The sequence below is a fragment of the Pseudomonas sp. NPDC089428 genome, from assembly GCF_044749325.1.
Classification (GTDB): Bacteria; Pseudomonadota; Gammaproteobacteria; order Pseudomonadales; family Pseudomonadaceae; genus Aquipseudomonas.
The window spans coordinates 170,363-194,228 of the sequence record NZ_JBIVHT010000007.1 but is presented as its reverse complement, the minus strand read 5'-3'; the positions used below and the strand labels follow the sequence as shown (position 1 = coordinate 194,228).

Genomic DNA, 23,866 nt, shown 5'->3' with positions numbered 1-23,866 from the left:
CTGTAAGCAGTCCGATGTCGCAGCCGATCCGTCTCAAGGACCACGAGAAAGACGCCCGCCTGGTGCGTAACCGCGTCGTTGTCGGCGCGGTGGCGGTCATGCTGCTCATCTGCGTGCTGGTCGCGCGGCTGTACTACCTGCAGATCATCCAGTACGACTACCACTCGACGCTGTCGGAGAACAACCGGGTGCATGTGCAGCCGATTCCTCCGACCCGCGGGCTGATCTTCGACCGCAACGGTGTGATCATCGCCGATAACCGGCCCAGCTTCAGCCTGTCTATGACCCGCGAACGTGCGGGTAACTGGCAGGAAGTGCTGGATACTATCGTCGAAGTACTGGAGCTGACGCCCGATGACCGAGCGCTGTTCGAGAAACGCATGAAGCAGGGGCGCCGGCCGTTCGAGCCGGTGCCGATCCTGTTCGAGCTGAACGAAGAGCAGATCGCCCGCGTGGCGGTAAACCAGTTCCGCCTGCCCGGTGTGGAAGTCGTTGCCCAGCTGGTGCGCCATTACCCGCAGGGCCCGCACTTCGCCCATTCGGTCGGTTATGTCGGGCGAATCAACGAGAAAGAACTGAAGACCCTCGACCCGGTCAACTACAGCGGCACCCACCATATCGGCAAGACCGGCATCGAGCGCTTCTACGAGCCCGAGCTGCACGGCCAGGTCGGTTACGAGGAAGTCGAGACCAATGCCCGAGGCCGCGTGCTGCGGGTGCTCAAGCGCACCGACCCGAAGCCGGGCAAGGACATCGTCCTGAGCCTCGACATCAAGCTGCAGGAAGCCGCCGAGGCCGCCCTGGGTGGCCGACGTGGTGCGGTGGTGGCGCTCGACCCGCGTACCGGAGAGGTGCTGGCGATGGTCAGCCAGCCCAGCTTCGACCCCAACCTCTTCGTCACCGGTATCAGCTTCAAGGCCTATGCCGAGCTGCGCGACTCGATCGACCGGCCGCTGTTCAACCGCGTACTGCGCGGCCTGTATCCGCCGGGCTCGACCATCAAGCCGGCAGTAGCCATTGCCGGCCTCGACAGCGGGGTGGTCAACGCCAGTACCCGGGTATTCGACCCGGGCTACTACCAGTTGCCCAACTACGATCACAAATACCGTAACTGGAACCGCACCGGTGACGGCTGGGTCGACCTGGACACCGCGATCATGCGCTCCAATGACACCTACTTCTACGACCTTGCCCACAAGATGGGTATCGATCGGCTGTCCAGCTACATGAACAAGTTCGGCATTGGCCAGAAGGTTGCCCTCGACATGTTCGAGGAGTCGCCCGGGCTGATGCCGTCGCGCGAGTGGAAGCGCGCCACCCGCCGGCAAGCCTGGTTCCCGGGTGAAACGCTGATCCTCGGTATCGGCCAGGGTTACATGCAGGCCACACCGCTGCAGCTGGCCCAGGCTACCGCGCTGATCGCCAACAAGGGGGTGTGGAACCGCCCGCACCTGGCCAAGACCATCGAAGGCCAGCCGCCGGTGGACCCCAACCCGATGGAAGACATCGTCCTGCGCGACAAGTCCGACTGGGCCAAGGTCACCCACGGCATGGAACAGGTGATGCACAACGCCCGCGGTACTGCGCGCAAGGCTGCGACAGGTGCCCAGTATCGCATCGCCGGCAAGAGCGGTACTGCCCAGGTGGTGGCGATCAAGCAGGGCGAGAAGTACGACCGCAACAAACTTCAGGAGCGCCACCGCGACCACGCGCTGTTCGTCGCCTTCGCCCCGGCTGACGATCCGAAGATCGTGGTCTCGGTGATGGTCGAGAACGGTGAGTCCGGCTCCGGCGTTGCTGCGCCCGTGGTGCGGCAGATCATGGACGCCTGGCTGCTCGACGAGAACGGCCGGCTCAAGACTGAATTCGCGCCTACCACCGTCGCCCAGGAAACGGCCCCGTGAAGAACAATTTCGATCGCATGCTCTCCAGCGAGGACGTGATGCGTCGACGCGCAAGCTTCCTGCAGCGCATCCACATCGACGGCCCCTTGCTGATCATCCTGCTGACCCTCGCGGCCGGTAGCCTGTTCGTCCTCTATTCGGCCAGCGGCAAGAACTGGGACCTGCTGCTCAAGCAGGCCACCTCGTTCGGCATCGGCCTGGTCTCGATGTTCGTCATCGCCCAGCTGGAGCCGCGCTTCATGGCGCGCTGGGTGCCGCTGGCCTACCTGGTGGGGGTGTTCCTGCTGGTGGTGGTGGACGTCATGGGGCACAACGCCATGGGCGCCACGCGCTGGATCAACATCCCCGGAGTGATCCGCTTCCAGCCCTCGGAATTCCTCAAGATCATCATGCCGGCGACCATCGCCTGGTACCTCTCCAAGCGCACCTTGCCGCCGCATTTGAAACACGTGGCAATAAGCCTGGTGTTGATCGGCGTGCCGTTCATTCTTATCGTCCGCCAACCCGACCTGGGCACGGCACTGCTGATTCTCGCCTCCGGCGCCTTCGTGCTGTTCATGGGCGGGCTGCGCTGGCGCTGGATTCTCAGCGTACTGGCCGCGACGGTGCCGGTAGCGGTGGCGATGTGGTTCTTCGTGATGCACGACTACCAGAAGCAGCGTGTTCTGACCTTCCTCGACCCGGAGAGCGACCCGCTGGGTACCGGCTGGAACATCATCCAGTCGAAGGCGGCGATCGGTTCCGGTGGCGTGTTCGGCAAGGGCTGGCTGCTGGGTACCCAGTCGCACCTGGACTTTCTGCCGGAGAGCCACACCGACTTCATCATCGCGGTGCTTGGCGAGGAGTTCGGACTGGTCGGCATCTGTCTGCTGCTGATCGTCTACCTGCTGCTGATCGGCCGCGGGCTGATGATTACCGCGCAGGCGCAGACGCTGTTCGGCAAGCTGCTGGCGGGCAGCCTGACCATGACCTTCTTTGTTTATGTGTTCGTCAATATCGGTATGGTCAGCGGCTTGTTGCCCGTGGTGGGCGTGCCGCTGCCCTTCATTAGCTATGGCGGAACTTCGTTGGTGACGCTGCTGTCAGCGTTTGGCGTTCTGATGTCGATCCACACGCACCGCAAATGGATCGCGCAGGTTTGAATAAGGTGAAGAATTTCATGCAAGCAGTGCGTAACTGGGCTGCCCGTTGTGCGCCGTGGATCGGCGCGGTGGGCCTGTTCGGCGCTGTACAGCTGGCCCATGCCGGTGATTACGATGGTTCGCCGCAAGTGACCGAGTTCGTTCTCCAGATGAGCCGCGACTATGGGTTTGCCCCCGAACAATTGAACGGTGTGTTCCGCGAGGTGCAGCGCAAGCAGTCGATCCTCGATGCCATCTCGCGCCCGGCTGAACGGGTCAAGCCGTGGAAGGAATACCGGCCGATGTTCATCACCGACGCGCGCATCGCCCGTGGCGTGGACTTCTGGCGCCAGCACGAGGCGGTGCTGGCCCGTGCCGAGCAGGAATATGGCGTGCCGGCGCAGTACATCGTCGCGATCATCGGCGTGGAAACCTTCTTTGGCCGCAACACCGGCAATTACCGGGTGATCGATGCCTTGTCGACCCTGGCCTTCGACTACCCGCCGCGCGCGGAATTCTTCCGCAAGGAGCTGCGAGAGTTCCTGCTGCTGGCCCGCGACGAGCAGGTCGATCCGCTCACCCTCAAGGGGTCTTATGCCGGTGCCATGGGCCTGCCGCAGTTCATGCCGAGCAGCTTTCGCAACTACGCGGTGGACTTCGACGGCGACGGCCACATCAACATCTGGAACAACCCCGACGATGCCATCGGCAGCGTGGCCAGCTACTTCAAGCGCCATGGCTGGGTGGCCGGCGAGGGTGTGGTCAGCCGTGCCCAGGTCAGTGGCGCGCAGGCAGACCTTGGCCTGACCACGGGTATCGAGCCTGCGAAAACCTTCGGGGAGTTGCGGGCGCTGGGCTGGTCGAGCCATGATGCGTTGCGCGATGATCTGCCGGTCACCGCCTTCCGCCTGGAGGGCGACAACGGCCCCGAGTACTGGATGGGCCTGAAGAACTTCTATGCGATCACTCGCTACAACCGCAGCGTGATGTATGCCATGGCGGTGCATCAGCTTGCGCAACAGCTGGTCCAAGTACGGGGCGTCAAGTAATGCGCGCGATCTTCTCTGCCAACACCTTCAAGCTGCTGACCTGCATGACCGTCGGCATGCTGCTGGTCAGCTGTTCCTCCAGCCGCCCTGCCTCCCAGGGCAGTGGCAATGTCGTCCGCTCGCAGCCTGGCCTGGACATCAACCGTGCCCACAAGGACGGAGCGCCGTGGTGGGATGTGGATGTCAACAAGATCCCCGATGCCACGCCGACCGTGCACACCGGAGCCTACAAGGCCAACCCGTACACCGTGCTGGGCAAGACCTACTACCCGATGCAGGACGCGCGCAACTACCGCGCCGAGGGCACTGCGTCTTGGTACGGCACCAAGTTTCACGGCCAGAACACCGCCAACGGCGAACTCTATGACCTGTACGGCATGAGCGCGGCGCACAAGACCCTGCCGCTGCCGGCCTACGTGCGGGTGACCAACTTGGCCAACGGCCGCAGCGTCATTCTGCGGGTCAATGACCGGGGGCCGTTCTATTCCGACCGCATCATCGACCTGTCCTATGCCGCGGCGAAGAAGCTCGGCTACGCCGAGATCGGTACTGCGCACGTGCGCGTCGAAGGCATCGACCCGCAACAATGGTGGGCGCAGAAGGGCCAGCAGCCGCCGCTGATGCTCAAGGAGCCGCAAGTTGCCCAGACCCAGGCGATCCCGGCCAGTACCGGGCGTGTCGAGCAGTGGACTCCACCGCCGCAGCAGCATGCGGCGCCAGTGGTGCCGGTGCAGGTGGGCGGCAACAACGTACCTGCTGGCAGTGTCGGCAACGTCCTCCAGGTAGGCGCCTTCGCCAACCCGGATGCTGCCGAACTGCTGCGCTCCAAGCTGAGCACAATGGTCAGCGCGCCGGTATTCATCAGCTCCATCGTGCGTAACCAGCAGACCCTGCACCGTGTGCGTCTGGGGCCGTTCAACAGCCAGGGCGAGATCCAGCAGGCGCAGAACAGCATTCGCCTGGCGAACCTTGGGCAGGCCAAGCTGGTCACAGCTGACTGACAGTTTTCCCGGGGGCCTTGGCCCCCACAAACTGTCGGTTTTGTCATGAATTGCCGGCCACGGCCATGTACAATGCCGGTTTTGCCCGCAGCGACGTAAAGACGCACCCTGATTCGCACGTTCAGGTGTGGGCCGGCCATGGCCATCAAAACTAGACTGACTGGCGCTGGGCACACGATGTGGCCCAGGGAACATCAGACCATTAGCGATTTTCGAGAGACGGATGAACATCACCAACCTTGCCAAACGACTTTGCCTGCCCGTACTGCTGATGCTCACGCCTGCTGCCTTCGCAGCAGAGCAGATGATGCCTGCGCCACCGCAGCTGGCCGCCAAGTCCTACGTACTCATGGACGCGTCCAGCGGCAACGTGCTGGTCGAGAACAACGGTGACGAGCGCCTGCCGCCAGCCAGCCTGACCAAGCTGATGACCGCCTACATCGCCACCGTCGACATCCGTCGTGGCCAGATCGGCGAGAACGACCCGGTCACTGTCAGCGAAAACGCCTGGCGTACCGGCGGTTCGCGCATGTTCATCAAGGTCGGCAGCCAGGTCACCGTCAGCGACCTGCTGCACGGCATCATCATCCAGTCGGGCAACGATGCCTCGGTCGCCTTGTCCGAGCACATCGCCGGCAGCGAAGACGCCTTCGCCGACATGATGAACAAGACGGCTGCTGAACTGGGCATGTCCAACAGCCACTTCATGAACCCGACCGGCCTGCCGAACCCGGAGCACTATTCCTCCGCTCACGACATGGCCTTGCTGGCCCGTGCGATCATCAACATCGACCCGGCCCACTACGCCATCTACTCGCAGAAAGAGTTCTTCTGGAACAACATCAAGCAGCCGAACCGCAACCTGCTGCTGTGGCGCGACAAGACCGTCGACGGTCTGAAAACCGGCCACACCGAAGAAGCCGGCTACTGCATGGTGGCTTCGGCCGTACGTGACGGTCAGCGTTTGATCGCCGTGGTGTTCGGCACCAACAGCGAGCAAGCCCGTGCCGCCGAGACCCAGAAGCTGCTGACCTACGGTTTCCGCTTCTTCGAAACCCAGACCTTCTACCAGAAGGGCACCGAGCTGACCCAGGCGCCGGTCTGGAAGGGCGCTACCAGCCAAGTCAAGGCTGGCCTGGCCGACGACCTGACCATGACTATGCCTAAAGGCCAATTGAAGCGCCTACAGGCTTCGATGACCATGAACCCGCAGCTCACCGCACCGATCGCCAAAGGTGACGTGATCGGCAAAGTGGAAGTCAAACTGGACGAGAACGTGGTTCACAGCGCCGACCTGATCGCCCTCGATGGCGTCGAGGAAGGTGGTTTCTTCCGCCGTATGTGGGATAGCATCCGTCTATTCTTCTACGGGTTGTTCAACTGATACGTGACCTGCAAGCCCCCGCGCATCCTGCGGGGGCGTTGTTGTTGCCACGGCTTACGAGGCCGTTTCCGCCATGAGCGAACCTGACGTCAAGTCGCACAAAATCGAATTCCCCTGCGACGATTACCCGATCAAGGTAATCGGCGACACCGTTGTCGGCTTCAAGGACACGGTGATCGAGATCCTCAGCAAGCATGCCAAGGTCGACCTTTCCACACTGGCCGAGCGCCAGAGCAAGGAAGGCAAGTACACCACCGTGCAGCTGCATATCGTCGCTGAAAGCGAAAACCAACTGCATGACATCAACAGTGCCCTGCGTGCCACCGGCATCGTGAAAATGGTGCTCTGATGTCGCTCAGCCTCGGTATTCGCGAGCTTGGCCTGCAGCCCTATGAACCGGTGCTGGAGGCCATGCGTCGCTTCACCGAGCAGCGTAGCCCGGACAGCCAGGACGAAGTCTGGCTGGTCGAGCATCCCGCGGTCTTCACCCAGGGCCAAGCCGGCAAGGCCGAGCACCTGCTGGTGCCGGGCGACATCCCGGTGGTGCAGACCGATCGCGGCGGCCAGGTGACCTACCATGGCCCTGGGCAGCTGGTGGCCTACCTGCTGCTGGACGTGCGTCGCCTGGGCTTTGGCGTGCGCGAGCTGGTCAGCCGCATCGAGCAGACCCTGATCGACCTGCTCGCCAGCTATGGCGTCAGCGCCGTGGCCAAGCCCGATGCGCCGGGTGTCTATGTCGACGGAGCGAAAATCGCCTCCCTCGGCCTGCGAATCCGCAATGGCCGTTCATTCCACGGCCTTGCTCTGAACGTGGACATGGACCTAGCGCCATTCCGCCGAATCAACCCCTGTGGGTATGCGGGGCTGGCCATGACCCAGCTGCGCGACCTGGCAGGCCCGATCGAACTCGACGAGGTCAGGACAAGGCTGCGCGGACAGCTGGTCAAGCACCTCGACTATGCTGAGCAGACGACCCTCACGGGCGGAATCGACTGAATATGACAACTGTGCAAGAAGCCGTGCCGAACCTGACACCTACCCAGGATGCCACCGCGCGCCCAGCGCCGAAGAAAGTGGAAGCTGGGGTAAAACTGCGTGGCGCCGAGAAGGTCGCGCGTATCCCGGTGAAGATCATCCCCACCGACGAACTGCCGAAAAAGCCTGACTGGATCCGCGTGCGCATCCCGGTTTCGCCGGAAGTCGACCGCATCAAGCAGCTGCTGCGCAAGCACAAGCTGCACAGCGTGTGCGAAGAGGCATCCTGCCCGAACCTGGGCGAGTGCTTCTCCGGTGGCACCGCGACCTTCATGATCATGGGCGACATCTGCACCCGTCGTTGCCCGTTCTGCGACGTCGGCCACGGTCGGCCGAAGCCGCTGGACCTGGACGAGCCGAAGAACCTGGCCGTGGCCATCGCCGACCTGCGCCTGAAGTACGTGGTGATCACCTCGGTGGACCGCGATGACCTGCGCGACGGTGGCGCCCAGCACTTCGCCGACTGCATTCGCGAAATCCGTGCGTTGTCGCCCGGCGTGCAGCTGGAAACCCTGGTGCCGGACTACCGTGGCCGCATGGACGTTGCCCTCGAAATCACTGCCCAAACGCCGCCGGACGTGTTCAACCACAACCTGGAAACCGTACCGCGCCTGTACAAGGCCGCACGTCCAGGTTCGGACTACGACTGGTCGCTGGACCTGCTGCAGAAGTTCAAGCAGATGGTCCCGCACGTGCCGACCAAGTCGGGCCTGATGCTCGGCCTGGGTGAAACCGACGAGGAAGTGATCGAGGTGATGCACCGCATGCGCGAGCACGACATCGACATGCTGACCCTCGGCCAGTACCTGCAGCCGTCGCGCAGCCATCTGCCGGTGCAGCGTTTCGTCCACCCGGACACCTTCGCCTGGTTCGCCGAGGAAGGCTACAAGATGGGCTTCAAGAACGTCGCTTCCGGCCCGTTGGTGCGCTCGTCGTACCACGCCGACCAGCAGGCTCACGAAGCCAAGATCAAACTCTGATCCGGGTTTGAGCTGAACATGCCGATGCGCGCTGAGAGGCGGCATCGGCATTTTTGTTTTTGCGTTCTAGTAAGGAGCTGCGATGAATTGCGCTGAAACCATGGAAACCCGTTTGCCCAAAGCGCTGGCGGCCAATGCCTGCTTCGCCATCGTCGCCCCGGCCGGGCCGGCTCGCCTGGACGCGCAGAAGGCTGCCCAGTGGTTTGCCGAGCGTGGCTACCGCTGCCGGATCTACCCGGGTGTTCACCAGGCCGAGGGTTACCTGGCCGGTAGCGATGAGCAGCGCCTGCAGGACTTGCATGCTGCCTTTGCCGACCCGGAGATCGACGCGATCCTGTGCATGCGCGGTGGGTATGGCAGCATGCGCCTGCTCGATCAGCTGGACTTCGAGCTGATTGGCCGCAACCCCAAGCCGCTGGTCGGCTACAGCGACATCACCGCGCTGCACACGGCCATCTACCAGCGTACCGGGCTGATTACCTTCCACGGCGCGATGCTCAATGCCGACCTGCTCGGCGCCAAGCTGCAACCGACCGAGTCGTCGCTGCTGGCGCAGTTGTCCGGGTTGTTGGGGGAGGGTGATCAGATCGTCCATCCGGAGGACTTCGCCTTGACCTGCGTGGTGCCCGGCGTTGCCAGCGGCCGCCTGTTGGGGGGCAATCTGTCGATGCTGGGGGCGACGTTGGGGACGGTGGCGGAAATCGATACCCAGGGCTGCGTGCTGTTCATCGAGGACGTCAACGAGCCGTTGTACCGGGTGGATAGATTGCTGACCCAGTTGCGCCTTGCAGGCAAGCTGGAAGGCATCAAAGGTGTGCTGGTAGGGGACTTTGCCGGGATTACCGTCGCGGCGCTGGCACCGCTGCTGGAGGAAACGTTCGGACCGCTGGGCGTGCCGGTGCTGGCCGGGTGGCGCAGCGGGCATTGTGACCCGAATGTGTGCTTGCCGCTGGGGGCATGGGTGAGGCTGGACAGTGAGCAGCAGACATTGGTGCTGGGCCAGGACCTGTTCAAGGCGTGAGATCGCCGGGGCTGCTTTGCAGCCCATCGCCACAGATGTAGTGCAAGATTCAAGGGCGGCGCTGTACCTGTGGGAGCCGCGCTTGCCGGCGATGGGCCGCAAAGCGGCCCCAGTGAATTCAGCGTTGACGCAGACTGTCGAGCAGTTTGTGGGTCGGGTAGCCATCTGCCGGCCATCCCAGCCCCTGCTGGGCATTGCGAATCGCCTTGCGGGTATTGGCCCCGATGATGCCATCCGGGTTGCCCGCCTCATGCCCCTTGGCATTCAACAAGTTCTGCAACTCCATCCGCTCGCTGCGGCTCAGCGGCAGGTCTTCCTTCGGCCAGCTGCCGCTGATGAAGCCCCAGCCCGAGAAGCGATCACCCAGCAGGCTCACCGCCAGTGCATAGGACGACGAGTTGTTGTACTTGAGGATCGCGCGGAAGTTGTCCAGCACCAGGAATGCTGGCCCACGGGCACCCGCCGGCAATAGCAGGGCAGCCGACAACTGGTTGCTGCCGGCTGGCAGTTGGGTACCCGCCGGTAGCTTCACGCCCATCTGCAGCCATTCGTAAACCGGCTTGCGCAGCGACCCGTCGGCTTGCCAATAGTCGAAGCCTGCAGGCACTTGCACCTCGAAGCCCCACGGCTGGCCATGCTTCCAGCCAGAGCTCTGCAGGTAATGTGCAGTCGATGCCAAGGCGTCGGGCGTGCTGTTCCAGATATCCCGGCGGCCATCACCGTCGAAATCCACCGCATGGGTGTTGTAGGTGGTGGGGATGAATTGGGTCTGGCCCATGGCACCGGCCCAGGATCCACGCATCGCCTCAGGCTGGATATCGCCATGCTGGATGATCTGCAGGGCGGCGATCAGCTGGTCCTGGGCGAACTGTGGGCGGCGCCCTTCGTAGGCCAGGGTCGCCAGCGAGCGGATCACGGACTTGCTGCCCTGAAACTGGCCGAAGTTGCTCTCCATGCCCCACACCGCGACCAGCGCCTGGCGGTCGACCCCATAGCGTTGCTCGATGCGGGTCAGCAGTTCGGCGTTCTGCTCCAGAAGCTTCTTGCCGTTGCGCACACGCAAAGGCGAAAGCGCCCCGTCGAGGTACTCCCACACCGGGCGGGTGAATTCCGGCTGGCTGCGGTCGGCCTTGATCACGTCCATGTCTGGGGTGACGCCAAGGAAGGCACGGTCGAAGGTACTCGGCGCAATACCGGCCTGGAGTGCCTGCTGGCGGAAGTTCGCCTGCCATTCGGCAAAGGTCTGCAGAGGCTGGATTTCGGTGCTGACGTCAGGCGTGGCGCTGGGCAGGCTCACTGCTGGCGCAGGCTGGGCGGGCGCCAGCGGCAGGGCGTCGGCGGCGGTGGGTTTTTCCGCGCAGGCGACGAGCAGGATGAAGCTGGAGGCCGCGAGCAACTGGCGGGAATTCCAACGTGGGAGAAGACTCAAGAGCATGCACAGATCCAGAATTGCAGGTCAGGTGCCGACCATACCATGCCTGCGCTTGCGATGCTTTCATGCAGCCAAAAAGTAAGAAGCCTCCCAATCTCTCGATTGGAAGGCTTCGCGGCGGTAGCTGCCTTTGCCCTTGTCTGGCCGCTCCTGGCGGCAGCGGAACAACGGTTGGGCGATGATCGACTTGGCCTTGTTCGGGCCGTGCTTTTTCGGCTTTTTGCTCATGGTGGGGTACCCAGGTTGGATGAACTCGGGGCGGACTTTATGGCCTGAGCGAGCGGGGGGCCAATTGATTATGTGTATTGCTGTTGAGTGGTGAGCTGTGACACCCCTGTGGGAGCGGGCTTGCCCGCGAACACCGGCGCAGCCGGTGCCATCCCCCGCGTTGCCTGATTCGCGGGCAAATCGGGGCGCCGAACCGCCGCTCCCACAGTAGTCCCAATTATTCTGGAGGCAGCACCAGTCGCTGCCCGGCCATCAACAGCGACAGGCGCGACAAACCTGTCCAGGGCGAGCCCTCGGCCTGCCCCTTGATTTGCGCATCGATACGCTGGGCATCTTGCAGCAGCTGCGCCCAGCGCTGCGCTGAGAGGCGCTGCAGTGCCTTGCTGACCAGGGGACGGCGCTTGTCCCACACCGGTGGCCGGGCCTGGCTGAATGCCTTGTCCAGCGGCACACCCTGGGAAAACTGCTGGGCAAGGCCGGCTAGCAGGCGCAGCTCGCGGGCCAGTGCCCAAAGAATCACTGGCGGTTCCACACCCTCACCGCGCAAGCCTTCGAGCATGCGCAGGGCATGCGCGGCTTCACCATTGAGGATGGCGTCAACCAGCCCGAAGACATCGAAGCGCGCACTGTCGGCAACTGCGGCCTGCACTGTCTCGACGGTGATCTGGTTGCCGTCTGCCAGCAGCTTGAGCTTTTCGATCTCCTGGGCTGCGGCCAGCAAGTTGCCTTCGACCCGCGCGGCGATCAGGTCGATGGCATCGCGTTGGGCCGACAGCCCGGCCTGGGACAGGCGTTGATTGATCCACTGGGGTAACTGCTGGATATCCACCGGCCAGATCTGGATGAACTGGCAATGGGCGCCTTCGATCAGTGCCTTGCCCCACTTGGTCTTCTGCGCACTGCCATCGAGCTTGGGCAGGCTGATCAGCAGCAGGGTGTCTTCGGCGGGTTTGGCGCAATACTCCATGAGCGCCGCAGCGCCCTTGTCACCGGGCTTGCCGGACGGCAGGCGCAGCTCCAGCAGGCGCCGCTGGGCGAACAGTGACAGGCTGGCACCCGCTTGCAGCAGGGTACCCCAATCGAAGTTGGCGTCGGCGCTGAACACTTGGCGCTCGTCGAAACCTTGCTGACGCGCTGCCTTGCGGATGGCGTCGGCGGCCTCCTGGCACAGCAGTGGGTCATCGCCACTGACCACGTAGACCGGGGCCAGGCTGCCTTGCAGGTGCTTGTTGAGTTGGGCGGGTGCGAGCTTCATGGGAGCAGGTGGGGCACCGAAGTGCCCCGCTCGGGCTTAGTTGCCCGGGATTTCCAGAGGCGATTGCTGCGGCGTTTCCGCCTGCTGGCGGCGCGCGGCCTCCAGTGCATCGGCCTCGGCCTTGGCACGTGCGTCAGCCTTGCGTTGCAGTTCGTCGAGCTGCGAAGGGCTCAGCAACTGCAGGCGGGCGACCATCGACTGCACCAGGTCGCGACGCATTTCTTCGCGCGAGCGCAGGGCTTCCTGATCGGAGCCGGTGATGTTGGAGCCGTCACGCACATAAACCTTGCGTACTTCAACCTTGTCGCTCAGCAGTTCGAGGTTGTTCAGGCCCAGGATGCTGTAGTTGAGCGTGGTGGTGAGTTCGTACTCGGCAGTGCGGTTGCCGCCGGTGTAGCTCGCCGAACGCGAGTTTTCCTGCTCGTTGGTCAGCACCAGGCGGTAAGGCGCGCCGGTGTGCACGTTGACGCCACTGCGCTCAAGTACCTGACGCAGTTGTACCAGGGTCGGGCCGTAGGCGTTGCGCGCGCTGACGTCCAGCTCCTTGACGCTCAGCGCGTTGGTGCCGGTGCCGCGCAGCTGGAAACCGCAGGCGCTGAGCAGGACAGCCAGGCCCATTACCAGCAGATTGCGTTTGATCATGTTGTTGCTCCCTTGTGGGCCGATACCGCCCAACCGCACGGGGTGCGGTTGGGCGTTGTCATCAGTTGGCGACGATGTTGACCAGTTTGCCCGGTACCACGATGACCTTGCGGATGGTCAGGCCATCGATGAAGCGCAGGACGTTCTCGTTGCTGCGGGCAGCGGCTTCGACTTCCTCACGGCTGGCGGCGGCAGGCATTTCCACCTGACCACGCAGCTTGCCGTTGACCTGCACCACCAGGGTGATGCTGTCCTGCACCAGGGCGCTCTCGTCGACCGCCGGCCAGCCGGCGTCGATGACAGCCTGGTCGTGGCCCAGCTGTTTCCACAGCTCGTGGGAGATGTGCGGCGTGATTGGTGCCAACAGCAGTGTCACGGCTTCCAGGCCTTCCTGCAGCAAGGCACGGTCCTGTTTGGTGGCCTGCGGGGCCTTTTCCAGCACGTTCATCACGGTCATCACCTGGGCGATGGCGGTGTTGAACTTGTGGAACTGGCCCACGTCGGTGCTGGCCTGCTTGATCGCAGCGTGGATGGCGCGGCGGATGACCTTCTGCGCGTCGTCCAGGGCGGCGACATCCAGCTTGCCCGGCAGGCCCTGGGCGACGTGGGCCTGGGCCAGGCGCCAGACGCGGCGCAGGAAACGGCTGGCGCCCTCGACGCCAGAGTCGGACCACTCCAGGCTCGCGTCAGGCGGCGAGGCGAACATCATGAAGAGGCGGCAGGTGTCGGCGCCGTACTGGTCAATCATCGACTGCGGGTCAACGCCGTTGTTCTTCGACTTCGACATCTTCTCGGTGCCGCCGATTTCCACCGGCAGGCCGTCGGTCTTCAGGCGTGCGCCGATGATCTTGGCCTTGGCATCGCGCTCGATTTCGACGTCGGCTGGGTTGAACCAGTCCTTGCCGCCGTTGCTGGCAACGCGGTAGTAGGTTTCGGCAACGACCATGCCCTGGGTCAGCAGGTTCTTGAACGGCTCGTTGGAGGTGACCAGGCCCTCGTCACGCATCAGCTTGTGGAAGAAGCGCGCATACAGCAGGTGCAGGATCGCGTGCTCGATACCGCCGATGTACTGGTCTACCGGCAGCCAGTGGTTGGCGGCTTTCGGGTCGACCATGCCACCTTCGTAGTTCGGCGAAGCGTAGCGGGCGAAATACCAGGACGACTCGACGAAGGTGTCCATGGTGTCGGTTTCGCGCTTGGCCGCAGTGCCGCATTTCGGGCACGTGCACTCATAGAACTCGGGCATGCGCGCCAGCGGCGAACCGGCGCCGTCCGGCACCACGTTCTCCGGCAGGGTGACCGGCAGCTGGTCTTCCGGCACTGGCACGTCGCCGCACGACGGGCAGTGAATGATCGGGATCGGGCAGCCCCAGTAACGCTGGCGGCTGATGCCCCAGTCGCGCAGGCGGAACTGGGTGCGCGATTTGCCCAGCTCCTTGCGGATCAGGGCCGCTTCGATGGCGTCGAAGGCGCCGGCGAAGTCCAGTCCGTCGAACTCGGCGGAGTTGATCAGCTGGCCATGCTCGCCATAGGCGGCCAGCCACTCGCTGCCGACGTCATCGCCCGCGCTGGTGCGCACCACGGCCTTGACCGGCAGGTTGTACTTGTGGGCGAACTCGAAGTCGCGCTCGTCGTGGGCCGGCACGGCCATCACGGCGCCATCGCCGTAGTGCATCAGCACGTAGTTGGCGACCCACACTGGCAGCTTCTCGCCGGTCAGTGGGTGCTCGACGAACAGGGAAGTGGGCATGCCCTTCTTCTCCTGGGTGGCCATGTCGGCCTCGGCGACGCTGCCGCTCTTGCACTCGTCGATGAACGCCTGCAGTGCCGGGTTGCCCTGGGCAGCCTGGGTGGCCAGCGGGTGCTCGGCAGCGACGGCGACGTAGGTGGCGCCCATCAGGGTGTCAGGACGGGTGGTGAAGACCTTGAGGGTGCCTTCATGGCCGATACTGGCCTTGTCGAACGGGAACTGCACTTCCATGCCGCGCGACTTGCCGATCCAGTTGCGCTGCATGGTCTTGACCTGTTCAGGCCAGCCCGGCAGCTCGTCGAGGCTTTCCAGCAGCTCGTCGGCATAGTCGGTGATGCGGAAGTAGTACATCGGGATTTCGCGCTTCTCGATCAGCGCGCCCGAACGCCAGCCGCGGCCGTCGATGACCTGCTCGTTGGCCAGTACGGTCTGGTCAGCCGGGTCCCAGTTCACGGTCCCGTTCTTGCGGTAGATGATGCCTTTCTCGAACAGGCGGGTGAACAGCCACTGTTCCCAGCGGTAGTAGTCCGGCTTGCAGGTGGTGACTTCACGTGCCCAGTCGATGGCCAGGCCCAGGCTCTTGAGCTGGGTCTTCATGTATTCGATGTTTTCGTACGTCCACTTGGCCGGGGCGACGTTGTTCTTCATCGCCGCGTTTTCTGCGGGCATGCCGAAAGCGTCCCAGCCCATCGGCTGCAGGACATTCTTGCCCAGCATGCGCTGGTAGCGGGCAATCACGTCACCGATGGTGTAGTTGCGCACGTGGCCCATGTGTAGCTTGCCGCTCGGGTACGGGAACATCGATAGGCAATAGTAGGTGTCTTTGCCTGGCTGTTCGGTAACAGCGAACGATTGTTGCTCGTCCCAGAACTTCTGGGCGGCGGCTTCGATATCACGGGGCGTGTATTGTTCGTGCATGGCTACTTTTGGCTGAGAGAGAAGAGACCTTGTTCCAGGCAGCGGAACCTCGCTGCGTCCGGCACTCCGGTGTCGTTTTAGAGTGAACGCCGTAGCATACAGCAGCGCCGCGCATCGTGGGAAACCTTGATTGCGAATGCCCGCTGGTCGCGGCATCCGGCTGCTTTTTGCAGCAACGCTAAGCTCAGGTGTGGGGGGAGATAATCTTTATCTTCAATGAGGTGAACGGATGGGAGAGACGCAGCTACCCGCAAGCAAACCGGAGCTTTATGAGCGCCTGATCGACCGTCTTGGGCTGGCACTGGAAGTCGCCAGAACCTCGGTCAGATTACGCGACGAGATGCCAGCCGAGCTGGAGTTGCGTGGCTTGAGCCATGCAGAGTTCGAAGTGATCAAGGCTTACCTGGAGTCCCTCCCGGAACGCCGCAATGCCTGTGCCGGTACTATCCCGCAAGCGGAACCGGCAACGGCCAAGATTATCTGGCTCAAGGACAAGAAACGCCCCGCCAACTCGGCGAGATCCAGGACGCTGCCGCATCGCTAGCCGTTCAGGACGCCAGGCGCAGGCAATCGCGCGCCGGTTCTACAACACACTTCTCACGATTGGCGCCGGTTCAGACTTGTTGACCGGCGTCGATCCTTTATAGGCTGCACGCCTTCCATGGAGGTGTGTCGATGCCGATCCGGTTTTTCATCAAACAATGGCTGATGCCGCCTGGTGTCCTGTTCTTGCTGCTGTTCGCGGCGTGGTGGTTACGCAGGCGGCGGCCTCGGCTGGCGGCGCTGTGTTTTGCCGTGGGGCTGGGGAGCCTGTGGCTGATGAGCTTGCCACTGGTGGTGCAGGAGTCTGCCCGATTGCTTGAGACCGAGCCGCCTTTGCCGACCGGTGACTGGGCTGGCCTGGCGGGCAGGGCGGATGCCATCGTCGTGCTCGGTGCCGGGCGCGAGCGCGGCGACCCGGCCTGGGGCGGTGATGACCAACCCACTGCAACGGCCCTTGAACGCATGCGTTTCGCCGCGCGGCTGGCGAAAGCCTCCGGCTTGCCGGTGCTGACCAGCGGCGGCTTGCATTACGGTACGCCGCCTAGTGAAGCGCAGTTGATGGCGGATCGCCTGCGTGAGGATTTTGCGGTGCAGGTGAAGTGGAAGGAAGAGGCCAGCCGCACCACCTGGGAGAATGCCCAGTTGAGCGCCAAGGTGTTGCAGCCGTTGGGTATACGCCGGGTGGTGCTGGTGACCCAGGCGTGGCACATGCAGCGCTCGCGCTGGAGCTTCGAGCGGGCCGGGTTCGAGGTGGTGCCGGCGCCAGTGGGGTTCCTCGGGCGCGATCATGCACGGCCGTTTGCCGGGCTGCTGCCGGAAAGCCGCGCCATGTGGCAGAGCGGTCAGTTGCTCAATGAAGCGGCGGGGTTGGTGGGGTATCGGTTGTTCTACTGAGCCTTGTATCGCTTGTGCTGGCCTCTTCGCGGGCAAGCCCGCTCCCACAGGGTAAAGCGGCGCTTGCTGAGGCTTTGTTCTCTGCGCGACAGCGCAGCCCAAAGGGCTGGGTGATCTCCCACGGGATCTCCACTGTCGTTGAGGCTAGTGGAGCTCCTGTGGGAGCGGGCTTGCCCGCGAAAAGGCCGATGCAGGCTGAATCAGACTGTCTTGGCGATTCGCCCTGCCAGCAGCGCCCAGCCGAGCAATAGCACACACAGAATCGCCAGCGGCCACGACCGCCACTGCAGGTATGGCGTCAGCTGCTGCATCGGCACCACTTCGCCATACAGCACCGCCCGCTGGAACTGCGGTACTTCGGCGGTGATCCGGCCAAACGGGTCGATCAGCGCTGTCACGCCGTTGTTGGTGGCACGGATCATCCAGCGGCCGGCCTCCAATGCGCGCATCTGCGCCATCTGCAGGTGTTGCAGCGGGCCGATCGACGTGCCGAACCAGGTGTCGTTGCTGATGGTCAGCAGCAGGTCGCTGCGCGCCGCCAGGCTCGCCGCGAACTCGGGGTAGACCACTTCGTAGCAGATGAATGGCGCAATCTGGTAGCCCTTGGCCTGCAGCAGTGGCTGGTCGGCGGGACCGCGGGCAAAGTCCGACATCGGCAGGTTGAAGAACTCGATCGCACCGCGAAGCATGTCCTGCAAGGGCACATACTCGCCGAAGGGTACCAGTTTCTGCTTGAGGTAGGTTCCGTCGCCTTCGCCAGTCACGGTGACGCCGTTGTAGTAGCGGCGCTGGTGATGCACCACTTCGCGCACCGGTACGCCGGTGATCAGTGCCGAATGCCGGTCGGCGGCAAAGCGGCCCATCACGTCGATATAGCCCTGGGCCTGGTCCTTGAGCACCGGCACTGCGGTTTCCGGCCACACCAGCAGGTCAACGGGCTTGGAGCTGAAGCTCATGTCACGGTAGAGCGCCAGTTGCGCATCGATGTGCGCCGGGTCCCATTTCAATTCCTGTTCGACGTTACCTTGCAAGGCCGCAACCTTGAGCGGGTCGCCGGCAGGCTTGGTCCAGGCGTGGCCCTTGAGGGCCATGCCGATCACCCACGGCGCCAGCAGCAGTACCGCACCTGCGGCGAGGAACGACGGGCGTGCGCGTAGACGGTGCAAGTTGCACAGCAATGCGGCGCTCAGCGCCAAGGTGAAGGAAATCAGCCACACACCGCCCAGTGGTGCCAGGCCGGCGAGCGGGCCATCCAGCTGGCTGTAACCGGCATACAGCCAGGGGAAGCCGGTGAGGAACCAGCCACGGAAGGCCTCTTGCAGCAGCCACAGGGCGGCGAAGCACAGGGCGTCGGCGAGGGGCGCCTCATTGCGCCTGAACCAGCGCGCCCACAGCCAGGTGGGCAGGGCGAAGAACCAGGCGAGGGCGGCGAAGAACGCCAGCAGCAAAAGGGTCGCCAGCAGCGGCGAGGCGCCGCCGTAGGTGTTCATGCTGACGTAGATCCACCAGGTGCCAGCACCGTAGAGGCCGAAGCCGAACCACCAGCCACGCCACATGGCCTGGCGCGGGCTGAGCTCGCGCAGGCCAAGGTAGAGCAGGGCGATGGACAACAGGGCCAACGGCCAGATGTCGAACGGGGCCAGGGCCAGGAGGGTAGAGGCGCCGGCCGCCAGGGCCAGCAGGTTACCGGGCCAGCCGGGGCGGGTGATCCAACGCATGTTTGTCCTTAACGGCTGATCGGGGTCAGGCGCAGCAAGTGTATCCGCCGGCTGTCGGCGTTGAGAATACGGAACTTGTAGGCGCCGATCTCGGTGGTCTCGTTGCGCTTGGGCAGGTGGCCGAAGGCGCTCATCACCAGGCCGCCGACGGTGTCGAACTCGTCATCCGAGAACTCGCTGTCGAAGAACTCGTTGAAGTTGTCGATCGGGGTCAGCGCCTTGACCAGGAAGTCGCCACTTGGCAGCGGCTTGATGTAGCTGTCTTCCTCGACGTCATGCTCGTCCTCGATGTCACCGACGATCTGTTCCAGCACGTCCTCGATGGTCACCAGGCCCGCCACGCCGCCGTATTCGTCAATGACGATGGCCATGTGGTTGTGATTGGCGCGGAACTCGCGCAGCAGCACATTCAGGCGCTTGGACTCCGGCACGAAGGTGGCCGGGCGCAGCAGGTCCTTGATGTTGAAGCTGTCGCCGTTTTCCTTGAGGATCAGCGGCAGCAGGTCCTTGGCCAGCAGGATCCCGAGCACATCGTCATGGCTTTCGCCGATCACCGGGTAGCGCGAGTGGGCGGCGTCGATGACCGCCGGGAGGAACTCGCGCGGCGATTGGGTCGCCTTGATGCTGATCATCTGCGAACGCGGGACCATGATGTCGCGTACTTGCAGGTCGGCAACCTGGATTGCACCTTCGACGATGGTCAGCGCTTCGCTGTCGAGCAGCTTGTTCTGATGGGCTTCGCGCAGCAGCTCGAGGAGCTCCTGGCGGTTTTTCGGCTCATGGGCAAAAGCCTGGGTCAGTTTACCCAGCCAGGACTTCTGCCCGTTGCTCGATCGATCTTCGCTCATGGCGGTTCTCGTGATCCTTCGTGTATCAGTGTGTGAGAGGTTCGTTTTCATCGTCGGCATACGGGTCGGGGTGACCCAGTTCTGCCAGCAATTCCCGTTCCAGTGCTTCCATCTCCTCGGCCTCATCGTCTTCGATGTGGTCGTAGCCGAGCAGGTGCAGGCAGCCGTGGATGACCAGGTGTGCCCAGTGCGCTTCCAGCGATTTGCCCTGTTCGGCTGCCTCACGCTCGACCACCGGCACGCAGATCACCAGGTCGCCCAGCAGCGGGATATCGAGCAGGTCATCGGGCACGTCGGCCGGGAACGACAGCACATTGGTCGCGTAGTCCTTGTGCCGGTAGGTGTGGTTGAGCTCGCGGCCTTCGGCTTCGTCGACCAGACGGATGGTCATTTCCGAGTCGGCCGTGCGCTGGCGCAAGGCCAGTTCACACCAGCGGCGGAAGGCGGCGTCATCCGGGGCGGCAGCATCCGTGGCCCGTTGCAGGTCAAGTTCAAGCATCTTTGCCCGGCGCCTCGGGCTTGGCCTGGCGGGCATCGAAGCGGTCGTAGGCCTCGACGATACGCTGCACCAGTGGGTGACGAACCACATCTTTGGGTTGGAAGTGGGTGAAACTGATCCCCGGTACGTCCCTGAGCACCTCGATCACATGGGCCAGACCCGATTTGGTGCCACGCGGCAGGTCGACCTGGGTGATGTCGCCGGTGATCACTGCAGTCGAGCCAAAGCCGATACGGGTGAGGAACATCTTCATCTGCTCGAGCGTGGTGTTCTGGCTCTCGTCGAGGATGATGAAACTGTTGTTCAGGGTGCGGCCGCGCATGTAGGCCAGTGGAGCGATCTCGATCACCTGGCGCTCGATCAGCTTGGCCACGTGCTCGAAGCCGAGCATTTCGTACAGCGCGTCGTACAGCGGGCGCAGGTAAGGGTCGATCTTCTGGGCAAGGTCGCCAGGCAGGAAACCGAGCTTTTCGCCCGCCTCGACTGCCGGGCGTACCAGCAGGATGCGGCGCACCTGCTCGCGCTCCAGGGCGTCGACGGCGCAGGCCACGGCCAGGTAGGTCTTGCCGGTACCGGCTGGACCGATGCCGAAGTTGATGTCGTTGGCCAGGATTTCCTTGACGTAGCGCTGCTGGTTGACGCCGCGCGGGCGGATATTGCCCTTGCGTGTACGCAGCGAAACGCTCACCTCATTGACCGCCGGGTTGTCGATGTTTTCCACCGTCGACTCCTGCAGGTACAGGTGCACGGTTTCCGGCGACAGGTCTGTGGCCTTGGCCTCGCGGTAGAGGCGGCGCAGCAGTTGCTCGGCAGCGGAAGTGGTCTTGGGTTCGCCGATCAGCTCGAATTGATTGCCGCGGTTGCGGATTTCAATGGCCAGGCGTTGTTCGATCAGGCGCAGGTGCTCGTCGAACTGGCCGCACAAGTTGGCGAAACGGTGGGCCTCGAAAGGTTCGAGGATGAAACGATGAGGTTGTATGGGTGCGTTCAAGGTCGTTTTTTAGCCGCTCGACGGCGATGGATGTGAACTCAAGAATAACCCTTGAAGAGCAGTGGCGAAAGCACTGAAACGTTCAACGGTATGTACTGCCTGTTCCGGCGCCTTCGCGAGCCAGCCCGCTGCCACAGGTTATCCGCAGCCCTCAGGGTGGCGCAGTACCTGTGGCAGCGGGCTTGCCCGCGAAGGGGCCGGTACAGGTATCATGCGCGCCATTTCTTACGCATGTGTTAACCCGCCGATCATGAGCAAACGCGAACCCGCCATTTATAAAGTGATCTTCCTCAACCAGGGGCAGGTCTTCGAGATGTATGCCAAGCAGATCTACCAGAGCGACCTGTGGGGCTTTCTGGAAATCGAGGAGTTCGTTTTCGGCGAGCGTACCCAGGTGGTGGTCGACCCGAGCGAAGAGAAGCTCAAGAATCAGTTCGAAGGGGTGATCCGCAGCTTCGTGCCGATGCATTCGATCGTGCGTATCGACGAGGTGGAGCGCCTGGGCACGGCCAAGATCAGCGAAGCCAAGGGCGGCGGCAACGTGATGCCGTTCCCCATGCCGATGCCGGAGAAGTAAGGATCAGGGGAGTGGCGAGAACGGCGTACGCCCTTCGGCGTTCTGCAGCTCCAGCAGGTATTTGCGGAAGATCTGGCCGAGCACCTGGGTGGCATGCTCCAGCTCGTCGCGGGGCATCTGCTCGGTTACTTCGTCGGCCATGTCCAGCGCATCTTCTGCGCCGTTGACCGCGGCCATTTTCAGCAGGATATAGGCCTGCACGTTGTTGGCCTTGACCCCTTCGCCATGGAAGAACATGGCGCCAAGGCGGTACTGGGCTTCGGCGTGGCCTTGCAACGAGGCCTTTTCGAACCAGTCCAGGGCCTTTTTCAGGTTTTTCGGCGTCAGCGTGTAGAAGTACTCGCCCAGCTCGTACTGTGCCTGGGCATCCCCGGTCGCCGCTGTTTCCTCGCAGGCTTTCAGCGCGTTCTGCAGGTCTTCTGGCTGAACATTGAGCGTGCAGCGCCCCGTTGCCGGAATCAGCAACGAGTTACCGCCCTCCGCCAGGGCCAGCAGGGGCTGAAGAAGCAACAGGCAGCCCAAGGTCAGGGCGCGGCCGGTGCGGTTCATGGGGATCGACTTACCTCTGCAAAGCTGCGGCCAATGTCTCTGGTGGCACATTATGGGATAAGCAGCGCCAACCTTACAAAGTTTTACGCGAAATTCTGTATCGAAGAAGGGTTTGCTGATTGCATTGGCATTTATTGCCTGCGCCGGCCTCTTCGCAGGTAAACCCGCTTCCACAGGTTACACGCATAACTTGTGGGAGCGGGTTTACCCGCGAAGAGGCCGGCGCAGGCGGCCAATCACTTCAGTGCGGCGAAGGCCTTTTCAGCCGCATCCAGGGTGATTTGCAGTTCTTTTTCACCATGGGCGATCGAAGTGAAGCCTGCCTCGAACGCACTCGGTGCCAGGTACACGCCACCGTCGAGCATCAGGTGGAAGAAGCGCTTGAAGCGCTCGGCGTCGCTTGCCATCACGTCATCGAAGGTGACGATGTCGTCGGCGCCACTGAAGTACAGGCCGAACATGGCGCCCGCCTGGGTGGTGACGAACGGTACGCCAGCGGCATCGGCGCGTTGCTGCAGACCGTCGAGCATACGGCTGGTGAAGGCGGTCAGTTCGTCATGGAAGCCAGGGCGGCTGATCAGCTTCAGGGTGGTCAGGCCAGCGGCCATGGCCAGCGGGTTGCCCGACAGCGTACCGGCCTGGTAGACCGGGCCCAGCGGGGCGATGCAGCCCATGATTTCGCGCTTGCCACCGAAGCAGCCCACCGGCATGCCACCGCCGACGATCTTGCCGAAGGTCGACAGGTCCGGCTTGATCCCGTAGTAACCCTGGGCGCCGCCCAGCGAGACACGGAAACCGGTCATCACTTCGTCGAAGATCAGCACCACGCCGTGCTTGTCGCACTGCTCGCGCAGGCCTTCGAGGAAGCCAGGCGCCGGCGGCACGCAGTTCATGTTGCCGGCTACCGGTTCGACGATGATGCAAGCTACGGTCTGGCCGACCTCGGCCAGGGTTTTCTCGACTGCGGCGATGTCGTTGAACGGCAGGGTCAGGGTGTGCTTGGCGAAGTCCGCCGGTACGCCTGCCGAGCTCGGCACGCCTTGGGTCAGCAGGCCGGAGCCGGCCTTGACCAGCAGGCTGTCGGAGTGGCCGTGGTAGCAGCCTTCGAACTTGATGATGGCGTCACGGCCGGTATAGCCACGGGCCAGGCGGATGGCACTCATGGTTGCTTCGGTGCCGGAGCTGACCATGCGTACCATTTCCATCGACGGCACCAGCGAGCAGACCAGGTCGGCCATCTCGGTTTCCATCGCGGTCGGCGCGCCGTAGGACAGACCGTGCTCCAGCTGGCGGCGTACCGCATCGAGCACGTCCGGGTGGCCGTGGCCGAGGATCATCGGGCCCCACGAGCCGACATAGTCGACGTAGCGCTTGTCGTCTTCGTCGACGACGTAGGCGCCTTCGGCATGCTTGAAGAACAGAGGGGTGCCGCCGACGCTCTTGAAGGCGCGGACCGGCGAGTTGACGCCGCCAGGAATGTGCTTCTGGGCTTGGGCGAACAGGGCTTCGGAACGGGACATGGGATCT

General features: G+C 63.3%; 23 protein-coding genes. 12 read left to right on the top strand and 11 right to left on the bottom strand.

Annotation, left to right across the window (positions count from 1 at the left end; translation table 11 throughout):
• The first annotated feature begins 14 nt into the window (after window positions 1–14).
• From mrdA to ACIPZ5_RS15610, 9 genes are all read left to right on the top strand, one after another.
• Window positions 15–1,904: a penicillin-binding protein 2 gene (gene mrdA, locus ACIPZ5_RS15650; protein WP_261941711.1), complete on the top strand. Its 1,890-nt coding sequence runs from the start codon at window positions 15–17 to the stop codon at window positions 1,902–1,904.
• Between the two features lie 38 nt (window positions 1,905–1,942).
• Window positions 1,943–3,046, top strand: coding sequence for a rod shape-determining protein RodA (gene rodA, locus ACIPZ5_RS15645; protein ID WP_050437190.1), 1,104 nt, complete (start codon window positions 1,943–1,945; stop codon window positions 3,044–3,046).
• 17 nt (window positions 3,047–3,063) lie between these two features.
• Entirely contained in the window at window positions 3,064–4,074 is a 1,011-nt protein-coding gene (gene mltB / locus ACIPZ5_RS15640; RefSeq protein ID WP_261941710.1) for a lytic murein transglycosylase B, read from the top strand.
• Window positions 4,074–5,075, top strand: a complete 1,002-nt coding sequence (locus ACIPZ5_RS15635) for a septal ring lytic transglycosylase RlpA family protein (RefSeq protein WP_400809543.1) — start codon at window positions 4,074–4,076, stop codon at window positions 5,073–5,075. Before mltB ends, ACIPZ5_RS15635 begins: the two co-directional genes overlap by 1 nt.
• 223 nt (window positions 5,076–5,298) lie before the next feature.
• Window positions 5,299–6,459, top strand: a complete 1,161-nt coding sequence (locus tag ACIPZ5_RS15630) for a D-alanyl-D-alanine carboxypeptidase family protein (protein WP_027917771.1) — start codon at window positions 5,299–5,301, stop codon at window positions 6,457–6,459.
• 73 nt (window positions 6,460–6,532) lie between these two features.
• Window positions 6,533–6,808, top strand: coding sequence for a DUF493 domain-containing protein (locus tag ACIPZ5_RS15625; protein ID WP_003249736.1), 276 nt, complete (start codon window positions 6,533–6,535; stop codon window positions 6,806–6,808).
• The gene (gene lipB / locus ACIPZ5_RS15620; RefSeq protein ID WP_400809541.1) at window positions 6,808–7,455 is read left to right on the top strand and encodes a lipoyl(octanoyl) transferase LipB; all 648 of its coding nucleotides are present in this window, start codon (window positions 6,808–6,810) and stop codon (window positions 7,453–7,455) included. The genes ACIPZ5_RS15625 and lipB overlap by 1 nt, the downstream gene beginning before the upstream one ends.
• Before the next feature lie 2 nt (window positions 7,456–7,457).
• Window positions 7,458–8,474 carry a lipoyl synthase gene (gene lipA, locus ACIPZ5_RS15615; RefSeq protein WP_060479209.1) on the top strand — a complete coding sequence of 339 codons (1,017 nt, stop codon included), beginning with the start codon at window positions 7,458–7,460 and terminating at the stop codon, window positions 8,472–8,474.
• Between the two features lie 82 nt (window positions 8,475–8,556).
• Window positions 8,557–9,495, top strand: a complete 939-nt coding sequence (locus ACIPZ5_RS15610; RefSeq protein ID WP_400809538.1) for an LD-carboxypeptidase — start codon at window positions 8,557–8,559, stop codon at window positions 9,493–9,495.
• A 118-nt stretch (window positions 9,496–9,613) separates the two neighbouring features.
• On the opposite strand, the gene ACIPZ5_RS15605 is transcribed toward ACIPZ5_RS15610, so the two are convergent.
• The 5 genes from ACIPZ5_RS15605 to leuS form a co-directional block, all read right to left on the bottom strand.
• Window positions 9,614–10,930: a lytic murein transglycosylase gene (locus ACIPZ5_RS15605; RefSeq protein ID WP_343598856.1), complete on the bottom strand. Its 1,317-nt coding sequence runs from the start codon at window positions 10,928–10,930 to the stop codon at window positions 9,614–9,616.
• Between the two features lie 60 nt (window positions 10,931–10,990).
• Window positions 10,991–11,155: an alternative ribosome rescue factor ArfA gene (arfA, locus tag ACIPZ5_RS15600; RefSeq protein ID WP_027917766.1), complete on the bottom strand. Its 165-nt coding sequence runs from the start codon at window positions 11,153–11,155 to the stop codon at window positions 10,991–10,993.
• Between the two features lie 217 nt (window positions 11,156–11,372).
• A complete protein-coding gene (gene holA / locus ACIPZ5_RS15595) occupies window positions 11,373–12,410 on the bottom strand; it encodes a DNA polymerase III subunit delta (RefSeq protein WP_343598859.1) in 1,038 nt (345 codons plus the stop codon).
• 36 nt (window positions 12,411–12,446) lie between these two features.
• Entirely contained in the window at window positions 12,447–13,052 is a 606-nt protein-coding gene (gene lptE, locus ACIPZ5_RS15590) for an LPS assembly lipoprotein LptE (protein ID WP_343598861.1), read from the bottom strand.
• Between the two features lie 61 nt (window positions 13,053–13,113).
• The gene (leuS, locus tag ACIPZ5_RS15585) at window positions 13,114–15,720 is read right to left on the bottom strand and encodes a leucine--tRNA ligase (protein WP_343598863.1); all 2,607 of its coding nucleotides are present in this window, start codon (window positions 15,718–15,720) and stop codon (window positions 13,114–13,116) included.
• A 229-nt stretch (window positions 15,721–15,949) separates the two neighbouring features.
• On the opposite strand from leuS, the gene ACIPZ5_RS15580 reads away from it, so the two are divergent.
• Window positions 15,950–16,264 carry a hypothetical protein gene (locus tag ACIPZ5_RS15580; RefSeq protein WP_261941701.1) on the top strand — a complete coding sequence of 105 codons (315 nt, stop codon included), beginning with the start codon at window positions 15,950–15,952 and terminating at the stop codon, window positions 16,262–16,264.
• 131 nt (window positions 16,265–16,395) lie between these two features.
• A complete protein-coding gene (locus ACIPZ5_RS15575; RefSeq protein WP_400809533.1) occupies window positions 16,396–17,157 on the top strand; it encodes a YdcF family protein in 762 nt (253 codons plus the stop codon).
• 200 nt (window positions 17,158–17,357) lie between these two features.
• Here ACIPZ5_RS15575 and lnt read toward each other — a convergent pair whose 3' ends face one another.
• From lnt to ACIPZ5_RS15555, 4 genes are read right to left on the bottom strand one after another with little or no spacing between them, the layout of a single operon-like run.
• Entirely contained in the window at window positions 17,358–18,875 is a 1,518-nt protein-coding gene (gene lnt, locus ACIPZ5_RS15570) for an apolipoprotein N-acyltransferase (protein WP_400809531.1), read from the bottom strand.
• An 8-nt stretch (window positions 18,876–18,883) separates the two neighbouring features.
• On the bottom strand, window positions 18,884–19,723 hold the full coding sequence (locus tag ACIPZ5_RS15565; RefSeq protein ID WP_261941698.1) for an HlyC/CorC family transporter: 840 nt from the start codon (window positions 19,721–19,723) through the stop codon (window positions 18,884–18,886).
• Window positions 19,724–19,748: 25 nt separating this feature from the next.
• Window positions 19,749–20,222: an rRNA maturation RNase YbeY gene (ybeY, locus tag ACIPZ5_RS15560; RefSeq protein ID WP_152956215.1), complete on the bottom strand. Its 474-nt coding sequence runs from the start codon at window positions 20,220–20,222 to the stop codon at window positions 19,749–19,751.
• Window positions 20,215–21,213: a PhoH family protein gene (locus ACIPZ5_RS15555; protein ID WP_085677148.1), complete on the bottom strand. Its 999-nt coding sequence runs from the start codon at window positions 21,211–21,213 to the stop codon at window positions 20,215–20,217. Before ACIPZ5_RS15555 ends, ybeY begins: the two co-directional genes overlap by 8 nt.
• Before the next feature lie 250 nt (window positions 21,214–21,463).
• Between ACIPZ5_RS15555 and ACIPZ5_RS15550 the strand changes: the two genes are divergently transcribed.
• Window positions 21,464–21,790, top strand: coding sequence for a DUF1820 family protein (locus ACIPZ5_RS15550; protein ID WP_016393488.1), 327 nt, complete (start codon window positions 21,464–21,466; stop codon window positions 21,788–21,790).
• A 3-nt stretch (window positions 21,791–21,793) separates the two neighbouring features.
• Here ACIPZ5_RS15550 and ACIPZ5_RS15545 read toward each other — a convergent pair whose 3' ends face one another.
• Both ACIPZ5_RS15545 and hemL read right to left on the bottom strand, forming a co-directional pair.
• Window positions 21,794–22,339, bottom strand: coding sequence for a tetratricopeptide repeat protein (locus ACIPZ5_RS15545; RefSeq protein ID WP_343600089.1), 546 nt, complete (start codon window positions 22,337–22,339; stop codon window positions 21,794–21,796).
• Window positions 22,340–22,575: 236 nt separating this feature from the next.
• Entirely contained in the window at window positions 22,576–23,859 is a 1,284-nt protein-coding gene (gene hemL, locus ACIPZ5_RS15540) for a glutamate-1-semialdehyde 2,1-aminomutase (protein ID WP_060509483.1), read from the bottom strand.
• Window positions 23,860–23,866 lie beyond the last annotated feature (7 nt).

What these genes read in the sequence shown, in the direction of transcription:
- mrdA (WP_261941711.1), top strand. Translation starts at nt 15, where the DNA reads ATGTCGCAGCCGATCCGTCTCAAGGACCACGAGAAAGACGCCCGCCTG.
- ACIPZ5_RS15605 (WP_343598856.1), bottom strand. Translation starts at nt 10,930, where the DNA reads ATGCTCTTGAGTCTTCTCCCACGTTGGAATTCCCGCCAGTTGCTCGCG.
- ACIPZ5_RS15610 (WP_400809538.1), top strand. Translation starts at nt 8,557, where the DNA reads ATGAATTGCGCTGAAACCATGGAAACCCGTTTGCCCAAAGCGCTGGCG.
- ACIPZ5_RS15630 (WP_027917771.1), top strand. Translation starts at nt 5,299, where the DNA reads ATGAACATCACCAACCTTGCCAAACGACTTTGCCTGCCCGTACTGCTG.
- ACIPZ5_RS15635 (WP_400809543.1), top strand. Translation starts at nt 4,074, where the DNA reads ATGCGCGCGATCTTCTCTGCCAACACCTTCAAGCTGCTGACCTGCATG.
- lnt (WP_400809531.1), bottom strand. Translation starts at nt 18,875, where the DNA reads ATGCGTTGGATCACCCGCCCCGGCTGGCCCGGTAACCTGCTGGCCCTG.
- mltB (WP_261941710.1), top strand. Translation starts at nt 3,064, where the DNA reads ATGCAAGCAGTGCGTAACTGGGCTGCCCGTTGTGCGCCGTGGATCGGC.
- ACIPZ5_RS15565 (WP_261941698.1), bottom strand. Translation starts at nt 19,723, where the DNA reads ATGAGCGAAGATCGATCGAGCAACGGGCAGAAGTCCTGGCTGGGTAAA.
- rodA (WP_050437190.1), top strand. Translation starts at nt 1,943, where the DNA reads ATGCGTCGACGCGCAAGCTTCCTGCAGCGCATCCACATCGACGGCCCC.
- holA (WP_343598859.1), bottom strand. Translation starts at nt 12,410, where the DNA reads ATGAAGCTCGCACCCGCCCAACTCAACAAGCACCTGCAAGGCAGCCTG.
- lipA (WP_060479209.1), top strand. Translation starts at nt 7,458, where the DNA reads ATGACAACTGTGCAAGAAGCCGTGCCGAACCTGACACCTACCCAGGAT.
- lptE (WP_343598861.1), bottom strand. Translation starts at nt 13,052, where the DNA reads ATGATCAAACGCAATCTGCTGGTAATGGGCCTGGCTGTCCTGCTCAGC.
- ACIPZ5_RS15625 (WP_003249736.1), top strand. Translation starts at nt 6,533, where the DNA reads ATGAGCGAACCTGACGTCAAGTCGCACAAAATCGAATTCCCCTGCGAC.
- arfA (WP_027917766.1), bottom strand. Translation starts at nt 11,155, where the DNA reads ATGAGCAAAAAGCCGAAAAAGCACGGCCCGAACAAGGCCAAGTCGATC.
- lipB (WP_400809541.1), top strand. Translation starts at nt 6,808, where the DNA reads ATGTCGCTCAGCCTCGGTATTCGCGAGCTTGGCCTGCAGCCCTATGAA.
- ybeY (WP_152956215.1), bottom strand. Translation starts at nt 20,222, where the DNA reads ATGCTTGAACTTGACCTGCAACGGGCCACGGATGCTGCCGCCCCGGAT.
- ACIPZ5_RS15575 (WP_400809533.1), top strand. Translation starts at nt 16,396, where the DNA reads ATGCCGATCCGGTTTTTCATCAAACAATGGCTGATGCCGCCTGGTGTC.
- ACIPZ5_RS15580 (WP_261941701.1), top strand. Translation starts at nt 15,950, where the DNA reads ATGGGAGAGACGCAGCTACCCGCAAGCAAACCGGAGCTTTATGAGCGC.
- ACIPZ5_RS15550 (WP_016393488.1), top strand. Translation starts at nt 21,464, where the DNA reads ATGAGCAAACGCGAACCCGCCATTTATAAAGTGATCTTCCTCAACCAG.
- ACIPZ5_RS15545 (WP_343600089.1), bottom strand. Translation starts at nt 22,339, where the DNA reads ATGAACCGCACCGGCCGCGCCCTGACCTTGGGCTGCCTGTTGCTTCTT.
- hemL (WP_060509483.1), bottom strand. Translation starts at nt 23,859, where the DNA reads ATGTCCCGTTCCGAAGCCCTGTTCGCCCAAGCCCAGAAGCACATTCCT.
- leuS (WP_343598863.1), bottom strand. Translation starts at nt 15,720, where the DNA reads ATGCACGAACAATACACGCCCCGTGATATCGAAGCCGCCGCCCAGAAG.